This is a genomic window from Megasphaera vaginalis (ex Bordigoni et al. 2020) (assembly GCF_900240295.1).
Classification (GTDB): domain Bacteria; phylum Bacillota; class Negativicutes; order Veillonellales; family Megasphaeraceae; genus Megasphaera; species Megasphaera vaginalis.
The window spans coordinates 1-21899 of sequence record NZ_OEQB01000002.1 but is presented as its reverse complement, the minus strand read 5'-3'; the positions used below and the strand labels follow the sequence as shown (position 1 = coordinate 21899).

The 21899-nt window shown below is 51.1% G+C and carries 17 protein-coding genes and 7 tRNA genes; 2 read left to right on the top strand and 22 right to left on the bottom strand.

Features of this window, described 5'->3' with window-relative positions; genetic code table 11:
• Nucleotides 1-85: 85 nt before the first annotated feature.
• The 8 genes from C0977_RS02700 to C0977_RS02670 all read right to left on the bottom strand — a co-directional run bounded on the left by C0977_RS02700 (nt 86) and on the right by C0977_RS02670 (nt 6710).
• Nucleotides 86-1240, bottom strand: coding sequence for an amidohydrolase family protein (locus C0977_RS02700; protein WP_101912358.1), 1155 nt, complete (start codon nt 1238-1240; stop codon nt 86-88).
• A gap of 36 nt (nt 1241-1276) precedes the next feature.
• Nucleotides 1277-2605, bottom strand: coding sequence for an MFS transporter (locus tag C0977_RS02695; protein ID WP_101912357.1), 1329 nt, complete (start codon nt 2603-2605; stop codon nt 1277-1279).
• Nucleotides 2606-3022: 417 nt separating this feature from the next.
• Nucleotides 3023-4231, bottom strand: a complete 1209-nt coding sequence (locus tag C0977_RS02690; RefSeq protein ID WP_101912356.1) for a four-carbon acid sugar kinase family protein — start codon at nt 4229-4231, stop codon at nt 3023-3025.
• A 1-nt stretch (nt 4232) separates the two neighbouring features.
• Nucleotides 4233-5015, bottom strand: coding sequence for a DeoR/GlpR family DNA-binding transcription regulator (locus C0977_RS02685; RefSeq protein WP_101912355.1), 783 nt, complete (start codon nt 5013-5015; stop codon nt 4233-4235).
• 287 nt (nt 5016-5302) lie between these two features.
• On the bottom strand, nt 5303-5797 hold the full coding sequence (locus C0977_RS02680; protein ID WP_234987548.1) for a hemerythrin domain-containing protein: 495 nt from the start codon (nt 5795-5797) through the stop codon (nt 5303-5305).
• Nucleotides 5743-5994: a DUF542 domain-containing protein gene (locus C0977_RS11070; protein ID WP_234987547.1), complete on the bottom strand. Its 252-nt coding sequence runs from the start codon at nt 5992-5994 to the stop codon at nt 5743-5745. The genes C0977_RS02680 and C0977_RS11070 overlap by 55 nt, the downstream gene beginning before the upstream one ends.
• A 363-nt stretch (nt 5995-6357) precedes the next feature.
• A tRNA-Thr gene (locus tag C0977_RS02675) sits at nt 6358-6433 on the bottom strand.
• A 112-nt stretch (nt 6434-6545) separates the two neighbouring features.
• On the bottom strand, nt 6546-6710 hold the full coding sequence (locus C0977_RS02670; protein ID WP_036242868.1) for a DUF362 domain-containing protein: 165 nt from the start codon (nt 6708-6710) through the stop codon (nt 6546-6548).
• Nucleotides 6711-7423: 713 nt separating this feature from the next.
• Between C0977_RS02670 and rpsD the strand changes: the two genes are divergently transcribed.
• The gene (gene rpsD / locus C0977_RS02665; RefSeq protein WP_101912354.1) at nt 7424-8011 is read left to right on the top strand and encodes a 30S ribosomal protein S4; all 588 of its coding nucleotides are present in this window, start codon (nt 7424-7426) and stop codon (nt 8009-8011) included.
• A 209-nt stretch (nt 8012-8220) separates the two neighbouring features.
• Here rpsD and purB read toward each other — a convergent pair whose 3' ends face one another.
• Entirely contained in the window at nt 8221-9513 is a 1293-nt protein-coding gene (gene purB / locus C0977_RS02660; RefSeq protein ID WP_023053800.1) for an adenylosuccinate lyase, read from the bottom strand.
• 73 nt (nt 9514-9586) lie between these two features.
• Entirely contained in the window at nt 9587-10981 is a 1395-nt protein-coding gene (locus tag C0977_RS02655) for an NAD(P)/FAD-dependent oxidoreductase (RefSeq protein WP_101912353.1), read from the bottom strand.
• An 86-nt stretch (nt 10982-11067) separates the two neighbouring features.
• On the opposite strand from C0977_RS02655, the gene C0977_RS02650 reads away from it, so the two are divergent.
• Nucleotides 11068-11511 (top strand): hypothetical protein, encoded by a 444-nt coding sequence (locus C0977_RS02650; RefSeq protein WP_023053807.1) that lies wholly within the window; start codon nt 11068-11070, stop codon nt 11509-11511.
• Nucleotides 11512-11576: 65 nt separating this feature from the next.
• On the opposite strand, the gene pta is transcribed toward C0977_RS02650, so the two are convergent.
• The 12 genes from pta to C0977_RS10940 form a co-directional block, all read right to left on the bottom strand.
• Complete coding sequence (gene pta, locus C0977_RS02645) at nt 11577-12644, bottom strand: phosphate acetyltransferase (protein WP_101912352.1); 1068 nt, start codon at nt 12642-12644, stop codon at nt 11577-11579.
• A gap of 245 nt (nt 12645-12889) precedes the next feature.
• A complete protein-coding gene (locus tag C0977_RS02640) occupies nt 12890-13951 on the bottom strand; it encodes a flavodoxin family protein (RefSeq protein WP_101912351.1) in 1062 nt (353 codons plus the stop codon).
• A gap of 31 nt (nt 13952-13982) precedes the next feature.
• Entirely contained in the window at nt 13983-14954 is a 972-nt protein-coding gene (locus C0977_RS02635; protein WP_101912350.1) for a lactate dehydrogenase, read from the bottom strand.
• 3 nt (nt 14955-14957) lie between these two features.
• Nucleotides 14958-19841, bottom strand: coding sequence for a phosphohydrolase (locus C0977_RS02630; RefSeq protein ID WP_101912349.1), 4884 nt, complete (start codon nt 19839-19841; stop codon nt 14958-14960).
• 230 nt (nt 19842-20071) lie between these two features.
• A tRNA-Val gene (locus tag C0977_RS02625) sits at nt 20072-20147 on the bottom strand.
• Between the two features lie 6 nt (nt 20148-20153).
• Nucleotides 20154-20228: transfer RNA gene (locus tag C0977_RS02620), tRNA-Glu, on the bottom strand.
• A 14-nt stretch (nt 20229-20242) separates the two neighbouring features.
• Nucleotides 20243-20318, bottom strand: a tRNA-Lys gene (locus C0977_RS02615).
• 7 nt (nt 20319-20325) lie between these two features.
• Nucleotides 20326-20399: transfer RNA gene (locus C0977_RS02610), tRNA-Gln, on the bottom strand.
• Between the two features lie 3 nt (nt 20400-20402).
• Nucleotides 20403-20478: transfer RNA gene (locus C0977_RS02605), tRNA-Asn, on the bottom strand.
• Nucleotides 20479-20483: 5 nt separating this feature from the next.
• Nucleotides 20484-20558, bottom strand: a tRNA-Gly gene (locus tag C0977_RS02600).
• Between the two features lie 199 nt (nt 20559-20757).
• Nucleotides 20758-21432 (bottom strand): dTMP kinase, encoded by a 675-nt coding sequence (locus C0977_RS02595; RefSeq protein WP_101912348.1) that lies wholly within the window; start codon nt 21430-21432, stop codon nt 20758-20760.
• Between the two features lie 13 nt (nt 21433-21445).
• Complete coding sequence (locus C0977_RS10940; protein ID WP_200814199.1) at nt 21446-21583, bottom strand: hypothetical protein; 138 nt, start codon at nt 21581-21583, stop codon at nt 21446-21448.
• Nucleotides 21584-21899 lie beyond the last annotated feature (316 nt).

Here is a 21899-nt window from a genome sequence, read left to right as displayed (position 1 = left end):
CATCGTCTTCCCTCATCATCGTTGATTTGATGCTATTTTTGCATAAAAAGGGCAGCCTGCCGGCTGCCCTGAAACGAAACGTCCCTTAAAAGGGGAAATATAAATTTTTAAACCGCACGTTACCATTTATGATCGTCACCTGCGGAATCAACATTTGCTTACCTGTAAAGTCTTCACCCAATCTGTTCCGCAAATGGAAAGGCCGTTCTTCAACACTGAAGACCGTCAGGTTGGCGGCCGCGCCGATATCAAGGGTACCGATGCCGTCAGGCAGATGGTGGATAGCAGCCGGATTACACGTGCAAGCGGCGATAACTTCCGGCAGCGACAGGCCTAAATTAAACCATTTGGACAAAACGACAGGCAATCCCCAGCACATATTGTTGAAAATACCGTTTTTTGTCATATCCGTAGAAATAATATCCGGTATAAACCCTTCTGCCAAGGCCTGCTTAATAACCCGATAACTATGGTTAATCCTCGCATCGGCAGAATCAAACCGAACGCCGCGCCGTCGCGCAGTCATAGCAGCCTCCTTGACATGCCCGTGTTCGTCGATAATCGTACTGCCTTTCCCTTGATAAGCATGACATACCACGTCGCCGGGGCGCAGCCTTTCGAGAATATCTTCCATCGGACACGGCGGGTTCGTAACATGGATAGTAATGGCGCACTGCAGTTCTTCCGCCAATTCCAGCGTTTTTCCCAGAACATCGTCGTCAATGCCCGCCACTACTTCCGCGCCGTAGCGCAATTTCAGCCCCCGTGCATGCTGTGAATCGGTCTCCATGATCCGTCTCAGCATCGAGACATCATAGTGCGCAGGGTCTACATTTTCCGGATATCGTTCTGTAATCTGGCCGGCCGGCGACACATTAAGAGAATAAAATACATTCAGATAGGTACTGTCAACAATTTTCTGTTTAAATACCGGCCAGGTGGCAACGCCGGCACTGCCTCCGTCAATAGCCGTCGTTACTCCCATCGGAATAAGCCCCAAATCGGCGGCGAATCCAGGTTCCGTAACGCCCGTAAAAATGTGGGTATGCGAATCAATCCAGCCCGGACTCAGGTAATATCCGTTACCGTCGATTTCATCGCCGACAAGATATTCCGTTGCCGGATCATATGCGGCAATCCGGCCGCCGGCAACTGCTACACACCCTTTTTCGACCGTTCCCTGCCGGCCATTGACAATCATGACATTTTTGATCAGTAAATCCAGTTTTTCTTTGCCCACCTTGATCGCTCCCTTCCCTCGCTTGTCGTAAGCTTTTTATGCGCCGACTTTTTTTGTAAAATTAATGACCAAGGAGCACAACCCGATGCCAATACCGAAGCAGGCAAATAAGAGCAGCGCCAGGAAATATGAACCCGTGGCTCCGACAATGCCGCCAATGACCAGGGGGATAATGGCGCCGCCAATATTCCCCACACAGTTCATACAACCGCCGACGGTCCCGATATTTTCCCGTTGTGCCAAAGCGGCCGGAACCGTCCAATATAAACAGCCGGACCATTTTTGGAAAAATAATGCGACAGTAATGCAGGCAATCGCCATATAAATGGAGTCGGATTGGCTCAGGAGCAGCATAGCACCGCCTGTAGCGACGCCGATAACCATTAAATTCGCATGCATGATCGTATTATATTTTTCTTTGCCGAATTTCCGTTTCAGCGTATCTGTAATCGTACCGCCAAGCAAACCGCCCAGAACGCTGACGCCGTAAATAATGAACAGCGCTCCGCCCAAGCCTTTAATATCGAGGTGATGCACCGTTGCCAAGTACATCGGCCCCCAGGTCATCAATCCATAAGCGATGCAATTTCCACAAGTAAAGCCAAAACACATACCCCAAAAACTCTTATTCGCAAAATAGGCTTTGAGGCCGACGTTAGCCTTCGCAAGCCGACTATCCTGTTGATTGGCTTTCCACTCTTCTTCCAAGGCGTTCTTAATGTATTCACGCTCGGCTTGATTGACATTTTTATTGGTATCAGGCGTCGTCATCAGCTTCCGGCCGCACAGCACGACGATAACAGCAGTCAAAATACCGATGGCAACCAACGCGCCGCGCCAGCCGTCCAACCATAAGACGAATAAAGCCACCAACGGCGCCCCAAAGGCATTCCCCAAGGAGGATCCGACATCAACTAAAGCGCTGCCGCGAGAACGCTCCGTGACCGGCAGCCAGATTGACTGTAACTTGGCTCCTGCCGGATAGATGGGCGCCTCCGATACGCCTAACAACGCCCTGACAAACATGAATATCTTGCTGCTGCTGATAAGGCCCGTGACAATCTGGAAAACACCCCAGCACAGTCCGCCTATTAATAAAATTTTTCCCGGTTTGAATCGGTCGCACAGCCAACCGCAGGGAATCTGCATCAAGGCATAACCCCAGAAAAAAGCACTGAGAATAGCCCCGACAACTTCCGGCGCAAAATGAAGTTCTTCCTGTATCTGTGGCATACAGACCGATATAACTGCGCGATCGATATAATTAATCGTGCAAATAACGGCTAACATGAAGAAAATTCTCCATCTGGCATTGGTTCTGTTCATCTCATCCACTTGGTTCACATCCCTTTCAACTGAATTCATGTGTTGTATCATCACATTTGGTAAGAGGAACAAAATGACCATCAGTCCCAGTTAAAATAACGTCCCTGTGGCCTACTATACTTTACAATCGCAATGTTCCATCTTTTTATGTAAAGTATTCGATACGCTGCTGTCTTACCAAATTGACGGCTTGAACCGGTCTTGCGTTTAAACATAAAAAAACTTATAATTTTTCTTTTATGTTTTATAATGTTTCTTTTTGTATTATTATATAAGTTGATTTTATATAGGTCAATACAAATATTCATAACAATCATGCTATATATGCATAATTTTCGACTGTTTTTCGTTTTTGATTACATCTTGTAATGCATCTTTGTCATTTTACCACCGGTTCAAATAAAAAAAGGTTCACTACCTTGAGAGGGTAGTGAACCTTTTTTATCAGTCTGTTCGTTAATCCATTTTTTTCATACAATCATATATATCCGTTTCCGAACCGAAAGCGCCGGCTTTCGTAACGATCAACAGGTTTTCCATGATACCGCCGATCAGCCGCCCCTGCACGAAGCCGGAACGGATTTCTTTCTCTATACGGGACCCGGTAGCCTGTAAGCGGCGAATAACGGCAATAGCCGTATCGCCGCCGGTCAAAAATGCGCCTCTGACGGCGACTTTTTCCAAAATGACCTGCGCCGCCTCGCTCAGCAAAGTTTTCGTGAATGCCGCCAGGTCATCATTGGTAAGGCCGTTTTCCCGTCCGTACGCCGCAAACGATTCATAATCCCGCCGCGTTTCCGCCGCCGTAATGATCACGTCGGTGCCGGCGCGCAACGCCGCCACGGCGGCATCGAGATACGTCGCCGCCGTCTCCTCGCCGCAATGTAGCGCCGCCGCCGGCAGTTTTATCGAAACGACGCCGCGCGCCTTGCAATAGGCGATCTGCTCCATCGTCTTTGTACTGACGCTGCCGATAACGGCCAAGGCCGGTCTCGCCGGCTTTGCCGCATGCAACAAAGCGGCAGCCAAACCGGCCGAACCGATCCAAAGAACGCGCTTCCCCGTTTTCAAAAAGAAGCCGGCAATAGCTGCCAAGTCTTCGTTTGTTTCGGTATCAAAGGAAAACGCCGCCCCATCCAACGGTTCTTTTTCATTTCGCAAGGCGTCACCGCTACGATGCCGAACGGGCCGTCCCGTGATTTCCGCCAAAATGGACGCTACCTTATCTTCTCTGACGGGATTGCGCGGATCTGTCACCAGTTCCGTGTCCAAGAGCGGCGTACCGTGAACGCAAAGGCGTCCCTCTCTGACCGTTCTGCCCTGATCGGGAAACGCCGGCGCAAACACGATGATTTCCGGTTCATACACGGCAATAAGCGCTTGTATTTCTTCCCGCAAATGGCCGCGCAGCGTCGAATCCACCTTTTTATAGACATGCCGGCAGCCGCCGCATGCCTGCACCTTCAAGAAGGCATCCCGCACACGACGATACGCTTCCGCCGCGGTAACGACGCGACTTTCCGTATCAATGACGACAGATCGGTCAGATGCGGTAAGATCTTGCGGTTCCAACACGACGTCGATCGGAATCCCCTTCGCACGGATCTGCACGCCCGTATCGTTAGCGCCGGTAAAATCATCGGCAATGACAACGAAGTCTCTCATCTTATCTTTCTCCTACCTTTACCCGTTTATAAACGATCCCGCTGCCGTCGACGAGCGTTGCCAGCGAACCTTTTATTTCATAATCCGTAATCAGCATATCGACAGCGGTCAAGTCAAACAGATAATACAGCTTATTTTTACCGAATTTCGACGCATCTGCCAGAAGCACGGTCCTATCGGCCCCTTTCAGACAAGCTCGCTTGAGACCAACTTTTTCGGCTTTCGCGCTCATGACGCGGCCGTCATCGGTAATCGCCTGCGTACCTAAAACAGCTAGATCGACATGCATTGCGCTCATCATCTGGCTGGCAAAAAAGCTGCATGTCGATTCCGATTCCGCATCCAACATGCCGCCGATAAAAATGACCTGTATGCCGGCAACGGGCAGGAGCAGCTTACCGATCGACAGATCATTGGTAACCACCGTGACATCTTCCCAATGTCGTTCCTGCATCAAGATAGCCAGCTCGTAATTTGTCGTACCGGCATCGAGATAAACGCTCATAGACGGTTCGATCAGGTTCAGCGCTTCCTTGGCAATGGCCCGCTTTTCCTCCACATGGGACAGTTTGCGGTTCCTGTATGTCGCTTCCCTGGCGATCGATTCCGACAAAACGGCACCGCCGTGGCTTTTTTTCACGCGGCCCCCTTCCTCCAGCGCCTGCAGATCACGACGGATCGTCATCGGCGTAACGCCCAATTCCGTCGCCAGCTCATTCACTTCAACGGCCTTATGCCGGTATAACTTTTCCAATATATACTGGTGTCGCTCGGCTTGCAGCATCGTTTCCTCCTCTTTCTGAAATAGCTATGTTTATTTTTGTTCGTATCTGTTTTTATAATTATATCAACAGAACAACCTATGGTCAACAGCATCTTGGTTTGTCCCGTAATTCGGCAAAGAACACCGCTTCTTCCGTTATCATTCGCCGCTCCGCGTCTTCTGCCAAAAACACGCCCATGCCGATAACCGGCATAGACGTGTCTCATTGTCAATCGATTATTTTTTATCCCCGTATCTGCATCGGAACCGGTCGCAGTGCGATCTGCTTCTCCACCGGCAGTCATTTCTTACTGTTCCGCATACTCCGGAAAGACGATGGCGTTTTCCTTAAAAATATGGACAAAAACATCGTCAAAGAGCTCTCCCAACAGCCGGTACGTCTGTTTGAACGTCGGACAGGCATCGGCCGGCGGGGTCAGCTGATCCGTCATCTGCTGTATGTCCTTAATCAAATCGCCAGCTCCAGCGTGTTCTTCTTCCAAACGCTGCACATAGGCCAACGTCGCTGCATCCGGATGAGTATGTTCGCGCATCAAAGGAAAGACCAGCTTTTCTTCCTTGGCAAAATGTTCCTCCAATTCCGCCTTCAACGCCGCATACGTATGATGCAGCCGCGTCAAAGCTTCGCCGTGGTGCGGATAATGGACAAGAAGAATCTTATTTAAGCCTTCCTCAACGGCCGCCATCAATCGTCTTTCCGTAACATGATGTGTCGCCTCCAGCTCGGTCAACATAGCGGCAACGGACTGTTGCTTAAAACGATCGATGGAATCGACTTCCAACGCCGGCTTATTCTCATGCTCGGCAATAAATTCACTTCCTTCACAACCGTATCAACATTCAGATCCGTATCTTTAACGGCTTCTGCGAGCGGAATGCCGCCGCCACAGCAATAATCGAAATGAAGATCATTAAAATACGGGATTGTCTGCGGATACTCTTTGACGATCTGCGCCAACGTATGTTCTTTGGTAATCATAAAGCCTTCCTCCTTCTTGATGTACGAACTGCCTATCTCTTCATAGGATTCCTTTGCTATGCCTTGATTATACCGGAGGATGTCTTTTATCGCGGTTTGTATTACAACGAAATCGACAATATCGCACCTCCTCTTTGGTCACTCATATAAACGGACATAAAAGGCCTCTTATCGCAACCGAGGATTCCCACTACCGGCAGGACTGTTATTATGTCGTACCGCACCTTATGGTCCTAACACCCTCTCATTCTTCACAGCGCACTACGAAAACGCTTCAATCTTCATTATTCCTCATGTTTATAAACGCTCCTGTCTTGCAAAAATAATAAAAGCTCCCGAAGAATCGGGAGCTTAGTTCTTGATTGGAGCCACTAATAGGATTTGAACCTACGACCCTCTCATTACGAATGAGATGCTCTGCCAGCTGAGCTATAGTGGCGATTACCTAGCTAGTATAGTATATATTTTCTGTTCTGTCAAGAATCCTTTTACATATCCGCCAGATAAACAGAAAAACCGCCAATGCACCTGCATTGACGGTTAAACTGCTATTATTCAGCTGCAATAGCGCCGGTCGGGCAAACGGATTCGCAAGCGCCGCAGTCGATGCAAGCATCGCCTACAACATACTTCGTTTCGCCTTCAGTAATGCAGCTAACCGGACATACGTCAGCGCAAGCGCCGCATTTTACACATTCATCAGAAACTACATGCATTTTATTCACCTCCAAAATCAATATAACACGAAGGATTTTCTTCCCCATCGTCACCAACATTATGTCACGAAATATTGAAAATGTCAACGTCAAAAAATCGCAAAGATCGGCATGGTTATCAAGGTTTTGTTTAATGCGATCGATTCTCAAATTACTGTAAAACTATACTTTTACAGTAATTGTTAAAAATCGGCCCGTTATGAAGGGCTGGATTTTTCTTGTATATTTTATACCATTTTATGAATAACAAAAAAAAGAAACCGGCATTTCTGCCGGTTTCTTTTACTAAGATATCATCGGGGGAAGACGATACCATAGGGTTGACAGATATAAGATAGGGGTGTTCGAGGGGTATATGAACAACTTATATCTTCAACATGTCGTAGATGATTCTTTCTACACCCATATCATACCAAATATTCCGTAAATGTAAATGCAATTTTGATTAGAAACAGATTAAAATTTTTTCAAAATGAATCATTTCAAGACGGTAACGATTTTGCGATACACGCAAAATCGTTACCAGAAGCGCCCTTTCATCCCCATTTGATCCCGTGCGCACGCCGCTTCCGCTCCCTGCTGCCCTCTTTTTCCTCCGCTCCCTCGGAAAGCAACGTTCCCCTTCCCCATCATTGACTTTTAGCCGCCAAAACGCTATAATTTTTACGTTGCATTATGTATAATCAAATTAAACTAATGAGGTGATGTGAAAAATGGCAACGAGGAGAGAACCCCGATTTAAGGAATGTCGCCGTTTCGGAGTAAACGTCTATGGACATCCGAAGGCATTAAAACGGGTCAAGAAGGATCAACGGCAAAAAAAGATGTCCGAATACGGTACACAGTTATTGGAAAAACAGAAGCTCAGAGCATATTATAACTTGCTCGAACGTCAGTTTGTCCGTTATTATGACAAAGCCAGAAAGCAAGAAGGCATTACGGGCGAAAACATGCTCAAGTTGCTGGAATGCCGTCTGGATAATATCGTTTATCGTATCGGCTTCGCCAATTCCATTCGTCAGGCGCGTCAGATGGTCAACCACGGTCATATTCTGGTCAACGGCAAACGCTGCGATATTCCTTCGGCCAATGTGGCTGTCGGCTCGGTCGTATCGTTGAAAGAAGATTCCCGCGCAAACGAAATGTATAAAAAATCCTTCCAGGAATTGAAGAGTTTCGATGTTCCTTACATTGAAAAGAACTTCGACGGCTTCGAAGGCACACTGACACGTATTCCTGAACGCAGTGAACTGCCGATCGAAATCAACGAAACACTTATCGTCGAATTGTACTCCAAATAAGTTTTTCTTATTGGACGGAAGCGACGTCAGCAAAATCCCTTTGGGGTCAGGTCAACAACTTGGCTCCGAAGGGATTTTTTATTCTCTCGAAAACAGGCAGTCTGCCGGTAAAATAGTTTTTCCCACACCGGCGCCTCCTTTTCAAAAAAGCAGTACCGCCCAAGGCACTCGCCTCATAACGGTACTGCTTTTCATCTGTCCTTTTTTTCTTATAACCCGAAGCGGGCAAAGATCGTATCGACATGACTGAGCATTTTGCCGACGTCGAAGGTCGCCTCAATGTCTTCATTGGTCATGAATTTCGCTATATCTTCATCGCCTTTCAGGTTTTCCAGGAAGTCTTCTCCGTCAAGCCAACGCTTCATGGCATTGCGCTGTACCCAGCGGTAGGCCTGTTCGCGAACAGCGCCTTTTTCGACGAGCGTATTGAGGAGAATCGGACTGTAGATCAAGCCGCCTGTAAGATTCAAGTCTGCCAGCATTTTTTCCGGATAGACGATCAGGCGGTCAACGACGCGCGTAAAGGTTTGCAGCATATAGTCCAGCGCAATGGTGCTGTCCGGCAGGATAACCCGCTCTACGGAAGAGTGGGAAATATCGCGTTCATGCCAGAGCGCTACGTCTTCCAGCGCAGCCTGCGCATTGCCGCGGATAACGCGGGCTAAACCGCACATTCGTTCACAAGTAATCGGATTCCGTTTGTGCGGCATGATGGAAGAGCCCTTTTGTTTCGGACTGAAATATTCTTCCGCTTCACGCACTTCCGTACGTTGCAGATGACGGATCTCCGTAGCAAATTTATCGATAGAGCTGGCGATTACGGCCAACGTAGAGACAAATTCGGCGTGGCGGTCGCGTTGCAGCGTCTGCGAAGAGATCGGCGAAGGCGCAATGCCCAGCCGTTCACAGACGTAGGCTTCGACAAAGGGATCGACGTCGGCGTACGTACCGACGGCACCGGAAATTTTACCGACGGCGATCGTTTTTTTGGCGTGCTCCATACGCTCAATATTCCGTTCCGTTTCAGCCAGCCAATTGCAGAGCTTCAGCCCGAAAGTGGTCGCTTCGGCGTGAATTCCGTGCGTCCTGCCGATGCAGGGCGTGTATTTGAATTCCACGGCGCGGCGGCGCAGGACCTGCCGAAATTCTTCCAGATCTTTGAGCAGGATATCCGCTGCTTCTTTCAACATATATCCCATCGCCGTATCCTTGACGTCAGTCGACGTCAGGCCGAGATGTACATATTTTCCCGCATCTCCAATATTTTCGGACAACGTGGATACGAAAGCGGCAATATCATGATGTGTTTCCGCTTCGATCTCATGAATCCGTTCAACGGAAAAGGCGGCCCTTTCTCTGATAGCGGCAGCAGCTTCCTGCGGTATGTTCCCCAATGAAGCCTGAGCCTCGCTGGCCAGAATTTCCACCTTTTTCAGCGTATCCCATTCATTGTATTCCGTCCAGAGCTTGCCCATTTCTTCTTTCGTATAACGTTCAATCACGTTGGATCTCTCCTTTGTCATAAGTTACAAAACCGGTACCGCTTTATTATACACTATTCCGTGCTGTTCTTCATTATTTTTCTTGCGCGGCGCGCCGCAAAATCTCTCTGCCTACGGTGACTCCCGCCGCTGACGCCTGAACGAGACCGCGCGTAATGCCGGCGCCGTCGCCGATAGCGAAGAAATCGGGAATCTTCGTTTCCAGCTTGTCGTTCAATTCGATACGGTTCGAATAAAATTTTACTTCTACGCCGTAAAGGAGCGTATGCCGCGAATTGGCTCCCGGTGCAATGGCGTCGAGCGCTTCCAGCATTTCCTTAATGTCCTGCAAATGACGGTACGGCAGAACCAGCGACAAGTCGCCCGGCGTCGCCTCCTGCAATGTCGGGCGCACGAGACCGCGGCGGATCCGTTCTTCCGTCGAACGGCGACCGTCGAGAAGATCGCCGAGACGCTGAACGATAACGCCGCCGCCCAGGATATTCGCCAAATTGGCAATATATTTCCCGTATTTGATCGGCTCGTGAAAAGGATCCGTAAATTTCTTCGACACGAGGATGGCGAAATTTGTATTTTCACTGCGGCGGTTGGCATAACTGTGTCCGTTTACCGTCAGCAGGCCGTCATTGTTTTCGGTCACGACAAAGCCGTACGGATTCATGCAGAACGTCCGTATCCGATCGTCGAAAGAACGACTGAAATAGATCAGCTTCGATTCATAGACGACTTGCGTAATGGTCTCCAAGATTTCCGCCGGCATTTCGACGCGCACGCCGATATCCACGGCATTGCTTGTCAACTGCAATCCCATCCGGGCGGCTTCCTTGACAAACCATTCCGACCCTTCCCGTCCAGGCGCGCTGACGAGATAACGGCAGCGATAAAGCTGTCCGGCGATGATGACGCCGACGACGGCGCCGTGTTCCACCACAATCTGTTCCACTGCCGTATCGGCCATAATATCGACCTTCCCTTCGAGGAAGTCGCGCATGTTCGTCAAGATGAGACCGTTCACGTCGGTTCCCAAATGACGGATGCGGGCCGGAATAAAGCGCAGATCAGCGGCTGCGGCCTTACGCTGAATCTGGCGGATATTTTCCTCATTGCCGCCGCCGTACACCTTGCGCTCGGCGCCGCCGAAACGGCAATAGACCTCGTCTACGTAGGCAATCTTTTCGCGCAGCTCACCTGCCGACATATAGTCCGTCAGGTTGCCGCCGAATTCCGTCGTCAAAGTCAATTTGCCGTCGCTGAAAGCCCCGGCGCCGCCCCAACCGCAGACGACGTTACGCACCTTATCCTTCGGCAGCGCATTCGTATTGCGGCTCGTCTCAATACGGCTGCGGATATCTTGCCCTTTTTCGACAATCAATATCCGAAGGCCTTTGCCGGCCAATTCCAAGGCCGTAAAAATCCCGGCCGGACCGGCGCCGATAATGATAACATCATAGTGCTTCACTGCATGCATAATCCATACCTCCTCTAGGAACGGCTGCTCCTCTTTGTGGTATAATAACGAAAGAATGTATTGTGTTTTGAAAGGAGTCTGACTTCATGATGGAACGTTCCGAACGAAGACGGAGACCGCCTGCCGACGCGGAACTGAAAAAGGATCTGCGCCTGCAGGAAGGGATTTTTCTCGTCACCTTCGCGCTTATGCTCTTACTTCTCATTTCCCTCTACACGGCAATCTCGCCGATTCTCTCCGCCGTCGCCGCCGTCGCGCTGCTGCTGTCGACGCTGACGGCCTACGTAAAATGGAAGGACTTTCTCCGGCTCCGCGACCGCGGTCAGCGCACCTGGTGCGTTATCGTCTCGCTTTACGCCAGTCTCCTGCTGACCCTTATCTGCGCCTATTTCTACATGCTTCGGGAACCGCTGACGATGGAATATGCCGTCGCTTTCCTCTTCGGTTTCCTCTTCTTCACATTCATGGCTTACCGCAGCCTCAGTCCGCATATGGTTATCGGCAATATACGCCGGCGGCCCGGCCGTTAAAGGGCAGAGGCGGATCCGAAAAAAAACCACGCAAACGAAAGGCTGCGTGGTTTTTTAGTGCCTGCTTATAATTGAGGTTGCTGCGATTGCTGAGTCTGTTGCGATTCAGCAAACTCTTTTTCATAGATATCGGCCGTAATCGCGTCGGAGCAGCATACGGCAACAACGTCAGCGACATCTTCAGATGAGCAGCCGCGGGAAAGGTCGAGAATCGGCTTGGCCAGACCTTGAACCAAGGGGCCGAGAGCAGTCGCATTGGCAAAACGCTGTACCATTTTATAGCCGATGTTCGCCGCATCGAGGTTCGGGAAAATGAGGACATTGGCATGGCCCGCAACTTTGGAGCCGGGAGCCTTATGTTCGCCGACTTCAGGAACCAAAGCGGCATCGGCCTGCAGTTCGCCGTCAAATTCAAAGTCGACGTTGCGTTCCTTCAAAATTTCTACGGCGCGGCGCACGTTATCCACCGAATCGCCGTTGCCGCTGCCTTTCGTGGAGTACGAGAGGAAGGCGACTTTCGGATTCAGCATCTGCACCGTACGACGCGCACGGGATACGCAGATGCAGGCAATATCAGCAAGCTGTTCCGCCGTCGGATTCGGGATAACGCCGCAGTCGCCAAGGACGAGGATGCCGTTATCACCGTACTGCGGTGTATTGGTCAGGAGAATGAACGCGCTGGAAACAGTCTTGTTGCCCTTACGCGGTCCGATAACCTGAAGACCGGCCCGGATAACGTCGGCAGAAGTCGTAGCCGCCCCGGATACGACGCCTTCCGCTTCGCCGAGAGCAACGAGACCGGCGCCGAACATCGTACGATTGGCAATCATGATCTCACGCGCTTTTTCTACGGTCATGCCCTTCTTTTCACGGCGTTTGGCGAAATATTCGCACAATTCATCCATGCGATAATACGTTTCCGGATCAATTACTTCCACACCGGTCAAATCAATCTGGAACTTGGATGCGTCTTTTTTGATCTGATCCAGCTTGCCGACGAGAATGATTCGGGCAAAGCCGTCAGCTAATACGCGTTCGGCAGCCTTCAGCACACGACGGCTGTTCGTTTCCGGAAGAACGATCTTCTTCTGCGCCTTCGTTACACGAGCTTTTAAGTCTTCGGTAAATCTCATTGAAATACACTCCTTGTCAATAATAGGGATACAAAAATTTCCTTTCACACGGTTTTTATTATAATACAAAGAGGAACGGAAGAAAATAGGGTGAAGCCGATTATTTTGTATACTTACCTTCCTGTGTTTCCATAAGAATTACCAAGCTGTCCCTTTTACTTGAAGCGGGAGCGGCTCTGCCGAGGACGAAGCCGCCACGCGCGACACCGAATACGGGAAAACAAATACCGGAGAACGACTGCGGCTTATGCCTGCCCGTTCATGATCTGCGCCGCAAAGATTTTCGCCCGCTCTTCAATGCCCGGACAGGACAAAATCTGTTGCGGATCATTGGCCGTTTCCGTCAACGAAAAACGAGGCGGCAAAATGAAATTCTTATTACAGTTCATGGCGCCCAATATCTGCTCTGCAACCAGATCGCCGCCGCTGTAACCGGAAACGATAATGCCATAAACCCGTTTGCCGGCAAAGGTTTCGGAATCCTTGCGGAACAATGCCGTCAAGCGGTTAAAGAAGGCCATCATGTTAGCGCTGACGGAATCATTGTAATTCGGGCAAATCAGAACCATGACGTCGCAGGTTTTGACGGCAGGATAAACGGTATCGACAATGAGCCCGCCATAGAAGCAGTCACCTTTCTCGCCGAAGTGAAGACACGTTTCATAGCTGCACCCGCGACAATCCACGACGGCGCCGTTGCGCAGCGAAATCTCGTTGACGGCGATCTCGGAAGACAGATGCCGCCGCACCATTTCCCACAGCAGCAGCGTATTGGACGTGCTGCGGCTACTGGCATGAAGGGCCAGTACGTTCTCCGCGCTGACCGGCGCCGGCGAAAACGCCGTCACCTTGCGCACGAGGCGGCGCGCGCTCAACTTATAGGCCTGCAGCGTGTCGACGCCTTGAAGAGCCGCCTGGACGGCAAAATTCGCCAGCGTTCCCGTCGCCTCCACCAGCGGCTTGCCGGGGAACAGGCAACCTGCCCGATTGGCCAGAAAGATCAGTTCGCGGCCGACTTTTTTCGTAAACAATTCACTGTCGCCGTCTATCAGAACGCCGCCGCAGGTATGTTGCAACACATCCTTTTCCAAAGCCAGGTATGCCGCCAATTCGGCGTAAGCAAGATTGATGCCGCCATACCCTAACGAAACGGCAAAGAGAATTTTTTTTACACTGCCGCGTCGGCAATATGCCGTTAATTCGGCAACAGTCGTAACGACGCAGTACTCCGTACCGGCCAGCGCATAGGCGAGAACGGTGTCAAGACGGTCGGAAACCGGCCCTGCCGGTTTGACGACGTAAAGCATGGAAAAGCCTCCTTCCTGCCGAAAACGCCGCTCAGCGAAATTCGCACAACTGCGCATAGGCCTGCTGCAGCCTTGCGAAGAGCGGTTCCGCCGCCGCTATATCTTCATAGCGGAAACCGTCGGACGTCAGCCGGTTTTTCAGTCCGAAGAAGGCCCCTTCCCGCTCATTGCCGAGATAAACGGAACCATAATGCCAGGCGCCGCGCAGCGTCAGTACGATGGAAATGGCCGCCGACGAAAGCGCCGGCGCGATATACGGCTTATAGCCCAGATCGCGGACAGCTACATTGGCCGCGACGACGAGTTCCGTCAGCCGGCGCGACAAGACGTCGTCATAGTGTTCCAAACTGTTGACCAGAACGAGATCCCGCCCATGGGGGCCGAAAGCCCTGCCGTCCGTAAGATAGGCGCCGAACTCCCGCTCCCGTTCAGCATAATAGCACGCCCGCGCATGCATGACGCCGAGACCGTATCCCTGAATCTGTGTCGGCGACAGTTGTGACGCGTCGAGGAAAGCGGCGCAAAGAGGATCGACGGGATCGGAAACGACGCAAACCAGGCCGTCGTAGGACGCGGCGGCAGCCAACGCGGCAAAGTGCCCGATCAGCTCTCTGTTTGCTTCAAGCTGAGCCATGCGCACATCGCCGCCGGCGCCGACAGGCGGCACTCCTTTGCTGGCGCAGAAGATAAACACATCACAAGCGAAGAGCTCTTTTTCCGTCACAATATCGACGGGCGGCAGACTGACCTCTCCAAACGGATAGCGAACCTGATTGATTTCCATTTCCAAACGGGCCAGATTCTTTTCATCCAAGTCGCAGATCCCGATGGATGAAATGACATCGCCGCCCAACAACCGCAACCCCAACAGCATAGTCATGCCGACATCGCCGAGAGCCAAAATATGTGCGCGCATTTTTTTATGCCTTTGTCTGATGTGAGGCTGCCATTGCTGCGCCTCAATGCCGGCGGCTGCCGGCAAATCATGAATATACTTGCTCACCTTTTACACCTCTTCCTTCCCCGGCGTTCGGATGCCGCTCCGTTGCGCGCGGCTGCTGCCCCAGCGCAGTCGTTTCAACCGTTCCAGGTCGTTTTCAATAAAACGTGTCGGCGCCATATTTTCATCAAAGCGGACGCCGACGTCAATATCGGGGATCCGCACGGCTGTCAGCACTTCGCCGAGACGCTTCAAGGTCAGTTTCTTTTCATAATTTTTCTGATATTCCTCTTGCAGGGTTTCCATAATGGCGCGGGCATTTTCGAGACAGGTCAGGGAATAGGCAAATGCCGCATCGTCATCGCCGTGACCGATGAAACCCGGTTTGACATAAGGCAACACCAAATTGATCGAAGGATTGCGGCCATAGCTGCTGTAATCGCCGGCATTGTCAATGCTGTCACCGCCCAAAAACGGATAGCAATCCCGTTCATTGAACCATATCTCCAATGTCGGCAGAAAATACGCCGCATCGGCGTTGAGCTTTCTGGCCGCCATCATATCGACGGCACGACCTGTAATGACGCCGACGAGAACGGTCTTGACTTCAATCTGATTACGCTCCAGCACCGGCGTCAGCATCTGCATACGATATCCCTTATGCAGCAAGTCGTCGATCAGGATGACGGGACGGTTAAAGGATTTAATTGTCCGCAGCTGATTATCAACGGAAGAATATTGATGCGATTCGGCAATCGTGAACCCTTTGACGTAACGGTTGAAATATTTTTCGATATGCAAGGCTTTCGTCACCGTATTCGGAATCAGCACACTGCTCAGCGTCTTGCCGAACGGCACGGACATGTACGGCCCGTAACGCCGTTCATTGTCGCGTACCGGCGAAACGCCGTTCAACTCGACGGCCTTCTTGATAATCTTGTTGTGAACGATACTCGTGTTGAAGGACAGGATAAGCTTGCCCGGATAAAGGCGGCGCATGACGGCGAGCAGATTGTGATGCGCCCTGTCCAGCGCCTGCAAAACACGCGGGTTCTTGTTGAAAGGCGCCTTGATAACCGTTTCGACGTCACGGAACAACACGACCGGCGCCTTCAGGCTGACCGCATAGACGGGCATCGCCGCGCCGGCAGGAGCGATATTGACGAAACCCTGCTTGCGGAGAGCCGTAATGATCGCCGGCTGGTACCCGGCGCCGTCGACGGGATGGTAGACGGCATAGGCGAAATCTCTGGCAATCAGTTCCGTCATAATCTCCGTAATGATGATCTCGCCCATATTGGCAATCGCGCCGTCCTCGCGGGCATAAAGGAAGCCGATAGCGGCGATACTGCCGTCGGCCGTATCGCGAATGTGGGCGGTCAATGTCGGATCGCCGAATTCCGTCAACAGGCTGCGCGCTCCGATGCGGTGCACGGCGGCGTAAGCCACCATTTCCTTAGATTGGCCGGCGCTGTCGATATAAAGTGTCCGCACGGCGTCGCTTTCAATATAATTTTCAACCAGCGACGTATCATATCCGTCAGCCAGCAACGTCTCCCGCAACGGCCAGAGACTTTCTCTGCCGCGCTGTTTGAATGAGCCGATACCCATGTCCTTGGCTTCGACGACATGCTTGTACGCCGGCTCGCGCAGATAAAGGTTATTCTCATAAATAAAATTCTGCGCCACTGCGTCGATTAAATTCGATATATCCCGATTCAGGTCAATATTTTCACGAATCCGCGTCGAGCTGATATCTTCGTAGAATTTATCGAGCAACAGCGTAATAACCTTCCCCTGAATGGGATAATTTTCTTTTTTCCCCGTACTGTAACGACTTTCTCTCGTCTCTCTGGCAAAGGCGATATGATTCATCATATGGACCGAATCGAGCGTCGGCCTTGCCTTATACGCCGAAGCATTTTCGATCACGTCGGTCCCGACGGCCAGATATACGTCCTTTCCTCTGAACAACTCTTTTAAACGCCGCATATCGGCGGCATTCGTCAGATTGATGGGAATGTCGTCGGGAAAGAGGTACATGTCCTCCTGATCGGCAGTGGACATGTCCATGATCTTCCGTCGCATGAGCCGGGGCTGCGTATGCTTGGACCAGGAAAATTCATCAAGGGCCAAATAGACCTCGAAGCCAAGATCGCGGATTTTTTCAGCCACGGCCTTGTGGCCGAGACTGAAGGGATCGAAGGTGCCGGGATAAAGACAGACCTTTTGCCGTTTCGGCAGCTCGAAATCGCCGCACCGGAATTGGTGCGACCCGATATAACGGTAAATATGGTTCAATACGGCGGCATTGCTGTAAAAGTCCAACGGTCCTTCCCGATTTTCCGTCAACGTGACGAGAAGCTTTTTATACGAATGAATGAACAGAAAATCAACGCGTTCCGCCGCCAGCTTCGGGTTGTTGAAGATAAAGCGGCCAATATAGCGGAACGCATCTCGGCTGAGTTCCGTATCGTAATGGGCATAGGCCTTGATCATCAGATACAGCAGCCGCCGCTGCCTTTTTTCGTGTTCGCCGGCATACGTCTCCCGCTGCCTGCCGGCAAAGGTATCGAAACTGCCGAGAATAACGCCGATCGTATGGACCATCGATGCCGCAACTTGTGTATTGGCCGTAAGCAGCTGCTGTTCCATCGAAAGAATGCATTCGTCAAATTCCTGGGGCAACAGCCGTAAAATAATTTCCCCCAAATATTCGGGAACGTATTTGGAGATGCGGAGATCGCCGAGCTCCAGACCGTTGAACAATTCGACGACGATTTCATTGCGCTGCGTATACGTCATTTTCTCCGCCACCTGCAGCAACGCTTCTCCGGCAGTGCGGCGAACAAAGGGGTTGTCACTGACCTTCAGAACATTGGCCAGATGCGTTCCCAAATGCATGACCGCAGCCTTATCGCTCCGTTCCAGGTGACGGATCATGGTCTCCATGTTCGAAACTTTGATAATCCAATGTGTACCTGTTTTCAGATTGTCGAGAAAAAGCGAGCCTTCCCGTTCCCCCAAATCTTCATCGTCCTGCGGCAGATCCAGGACGCGGAGCAGACGCTGCCGGTAATCGTCCCGCTCTTGCCGATCGAAAATATGCGTGCCGCAGCGCAAGGCGGCCACGCGCAGGCTGAGTTCTTCACCGGCAGCGGCGGCGGCGATAAAAGCGGCAATGACAGGTAAGAACTCTTCATCAAAAAAAGCGCTGTCCATCTCCATCAACGCCGTCAACAACACGATGTAAAGCTCGGCGCGATAATTCGTACGCGTATAATACGGCTGCAGAAGCCGCATATAGGCAAGCCGCTCTTTGTCGTCGCAAGACTCCAGCACGGCGCGGACAAAACTCCCCAAACAGTAGGATATCCAACTCTTATGCTGTGCCGTAAAGCGCCAGCCGGGTTTGGTAATAAGCGAGACGTAATGGGCGAAGAGCGAAAGGCCGGTCACTTCTTTCGGCGGCAGTGAGACGCCTTCCGGCAATTCCTTCGAGTACGTCTCATTAAAACCGGCGACAAGGGTCCCCATGAGTCTGGCCGCCTGCATGCGGATATCGATTTCCTTATAGGCCAAGGCTTCGTAAAGATACTGCAGCGTCAAAAGCTTCTGCTGCTCCGTCATATACGTCGAGTATTCTTCAAATATACTGATGTAGGTACGAACATTTTTCCAGTTTCGCTCGCTGCGGACGGCTTCAATCAGTCCCGTAAAGGCATTTTCATCTCGAAAGAGGCGCATGAGTCTGATATTGTGTCCGATGGCGGCGTACTTCAGCGCGTCCACGACGTCCGTCCCGTCCAAGAGCGCCGCATCCCGCTGCCGGCGCGGCCTCGTTTCCGCCGGCGAGGCCGCAAAATCTGCCGGCAATTCCGTGACGACGCCCCATTCCGTCATGTACGCTTCGAAATCCGCCAGCTTTGCATAGACTTTCTGATACCGACTCCGCTTCTTTTCGTCAACATTATCCAATTTTCCCAGGATCACATCAAACGCTTCGGCAAGCGAGTAAAAATGGATGATCTCCCGGCCGTCGTCAGCGCGCGTGCTTTTGACCCGAAAATCGGCGTAAATCAACAACAACGCTTCAACCGGCAGATTCTCCAATTCCAAATCCCACACAGAATGATTGGCCGCAATATGGCCGATTGTCGGCAAACCGACGCGCCGGCAGCAAAGGTCGGTATAGTAATAATGCAGGTACGGCACACGCCGCTCTTCACATTTCCGGCAACCGTACTTCCCGATATCGTGGCAGGCGGCAGCGCCGGAAACAAGCCCGACATCGACGCCGACGCCGGCGCGCCGCAATTGACGCGCCGCATACACCGCGACGTAATGAACGCCGCCGATATGGCCGAGCGTATGGAACGGCGTGAGGGCAATTCCGAGGCGCATGAATTCATAGGCATACAACTCCGTGCTCAGTTCGCGGAGACGCAGATACTCTTTATCATCGCCGTTATCTTCTATCTCCTCCGGCGCAAGGAAGGCGAGCTCCCACGTCGGATCAAACGGCAGCGTCTGCCGTTCATACCGGAAGAGGGCGCGCAAAAGCTGCATAAACAGACAGCGACCGCGCCGATAATGCTGATCACGGCCGATGATTTCGGCAATATCGGCATCGCGCCAGGAACCGGCATTCTCCGGATAGATTTGTGTCAGGACATAATAATAACAATATTTCAGCCAACCGCAGGCCGGTTCATCCTGCAAAACCGGCAGCAAAGGACGTACGCCGTCCAAAACGGCCTGCGGCAAAAAGCGGCCGTTTTCATCCGTACAGTCGAGGACGGTCCGTGCCAGAACTGTATTGTCGACTTGAGCGAGCAACTGCTCCATCTCTGCCGCATCCATTTGGGCAAGGCGCAGAAATCGCGGCGTATATAAGCCTCGTTCAAGCATGATCGAAAGGTCGGTAACGGTGGCGGCATCTGTCATCATCAGCATCATTCTCCTCTGCAGCAGTCGTGTACGGCAATATCTGTTATTTTCTATTATACACCTGTCTTTTTAAAAGATATATCATCTCCCTACTGACAGAAGCCGCAAAAGGGCAAAAAAATTCCGCCTGCCGTTCCCGCGAAAGGGGGGAGATTTTTCCTCGATTGCGCAAAGACAAGCGGATCTGACGAAAAAACAAAAAAAGCACATCTCATGATGTGCTTTTTTGCTGGTGGGCGATAACAGGATCGAACTGCTGACATCCTGCTTGTAAGGCAGGCGCTCTCCCAGCTGAGCTAATCGCCCGTGTAATGGTGACCCCTGCGGGATTTGAACCCACGTTCTCGCCGTGAAAGGGCGGTGTCTTAACCACTTGACCAAGGGGCCGTATTCAGAAATTATGGTGATCCACCCGAGATTCGAACTCGGGACACCCTGATTAAAAGTCAGGTGCTCTGCCAACTGAGCTAGTGGATCATAAATTTGGCAGGGGTAGCTGGATTCGAACCAACGATGACGGAGTCAGAGTCCGTTGCCTTACCGCTTGGCGATACCCCTGGATGGCTCCTCAAGTAGGACTCGAACCTACGACAAATCGGTTAACAGCCGATTGCTCTACCAACTGAGCTATTGAGGAATATATGGAGCGGAAAACGAGGCTCGAACTCGCGACCCCCACCTTGGCAAGGTGGTGCTCTACCACTGAGCTACTTCCGCATGACAACAAGTATTTTATCATGTGCCATCCTCAATTGTCAATATGTTTTTGACTTGTTTTTTACAATTCTTCGCAACGCCGATGCCAAGAACGCTCGTTCATGATAGCAGAAATCCGCATCCCCTGTCAAGCCTTCTCCGGCACCCCAAGGCGGGACGCCGAGGCAAACGGCGGCTGCCGTCCCCGACAGCCCGACCGTCAGGCCAGGACACTTATTACGGCACAGTAAAGTTCGTCATGAATCGCTTCCGCCGTCTTCATCTCGCCGCCGGCGGTACAGGTGACGGTCTGCCAGCCATACTGCGCCGCCAGTTCGCCATAGGCGTCATGACATTTGCGCAAAAAGGCCCTGTCCCGCTCATGAATATCGCCGGTAGCACCGCCCGTCTTGCCCTGTCGCCGCGCCATGAGACGCTCCGTCACGGCGAGAGGCACATCCAGCAGAAAAACCTTTTCCGGTACAGGCAACGCCATTTTCGTAAACTCAAAATCCCAAAGCCATTGTAAATACGCCTTCCGTTCCGCCTGATCGTCAATCTTGATCATCTGATACAGCATATTGCTCGTCGTATACCGATCGGCTAAAACGATGCCGCCGCCGGCAAGAAAATCTTTCCAGCCAGTCTGATAAGACGCGAAGCGGTCTACGGCATAAAAGGCCGAAGCCGCATAGGGATTGACGGCATCCGCCGCCGTTCCGAAATCGCCGCGGAGATACATCCTGACCAGAGCGCTCGACTCGCTGTCATAGTCCGGAAAAGAAACGCTTTTCACGCGAAATCCGTCACGGCGCAAACGAGCGGCAAGCAATTTCGTCTGCGTCGCTTTGCCGCTGCCGTCGCCGCCTTCAATAATAAATAAATGTCGTGTCATGGTTTTTCCTTCTTCATTTTTCATGGATATCGTCAATAACGAGTAAGGTCCGCAGCGTGCCGTCAGCCGCTCCGTGCGCCTCGTAACCTGCCGCCAGCTTGCACCGCAAATAATCCAGCACCGCCGCCGTAACCATTTCGCCACGCGCCAAAACGGGAATGCCAGGAGGGTAAAACGTGATCGTTTCGGCAGATCGGAAGAGCGTCGTGTAGGGAAAGAGTGTAGATCTCGGTGGTCGCCGTATCATTAAAAAAAAAAAAAAAAAAAAAAAAAAAAAAAAAAAAAGAAAAAAAAAAAAAAAAAAAAAAAAAAAAAAAAAAAAAAAAAAAAAAAAAAAAATAAAAAAAAAAAAAAAAAAAAAAAAAAAAAAAAAAAAAAAAAAAAAAAAAAAAAAAAAAAAAAAAAAAAAAAAAAAAAAAAAAAAAAAAAAAAAAAAAAAAAAAAAAAAAAAAAAAAAAAAAAAAAAA

Bases quoted from the DNA above. Each gene is read 5' to 3' on its own strand.
- pta (WP_101912352.1), bottom strand. From the start codon at position 12,644: ATGAGATTTACCGAAGACTTAAAAGCTCGTGTAACGAAGGCGCAGAAG.
- C0977_RS02595 (WP_101912348.1), bottom strand. From the start codon at position 21,432: ATGACACGACATTTATTTATTATTGAAGGCGGCGACGGCAGCGGCAAA.
- C0977_RS02695 (WP_101912357.1), bottom strand. From the start codon at position 2,605: ATGAATTCAGTTGAAAGGGATGTGAACCAAGTGGATGAGATGAACAGA.
- C0977_RS02690 (WP_101912356.1), bottom strand. From the start codon at position 4,231: ATGAGAGACTTCGTTGTCATTGCCGATGATTTTACCGGCGCTAACGAT.
- C0977_RS02685 (WP_101912355.1), bottom strand. From the start codon at position 5,015: ATGCTGCAAGCCGAGCGACACCAGTATATATTGGAAAAGTTATACCGG.
- C0977_RS11070 (WP_234987547.1), bottom strand. From the start codon at position 5,994: ATGATTACCAAAGAACATACGTTGGCGCAGATCGTCAAAGAGTATCCG.
- rpsD (WP_101912354.1), top strand. From the start codon at position 7,424: ATGGCAACGAGGAGAGAACCCCGATTTAAGGAATGTCGCCGTTTCGGA.
- C0977_RS02650 (WP_023053807.1), top strand. From the start codon at position 11,068: ATGATGGAACGTTCCGAACGAAGACGGAGACCGCCTGCCGACGCGGAA.
- C0977_RS02630 (WP_101912349.1), bottom strand. From the start codon at position 19,841: ATGATGACAGATGCCGCCACCGTTACCGACCTTTCGATCATGCTTGAA.
- C0977_RS02655 (WP_101912353.1), bottom strand. From the start codon at position 10,981: ATGCATGCAGTGAAGCACTATGATGTTATCATTATCGGCGCCGGTCCG.
- C0977_RS02670 (WP_036242868.1), bottom strand. From the start codon at position 6,710: ATGCATGTAGTTTCTGATGAATGTGTAAAATGCGGCGCTTGCGCTGAC.
- C0977_RS02640 (WP_101912351.1), bottom strand. From the start codon at position 13,951: ATGCTTTACGTCGTCAAACCGGCAGGGCCGGTTTCCGACCGTCTTGAC.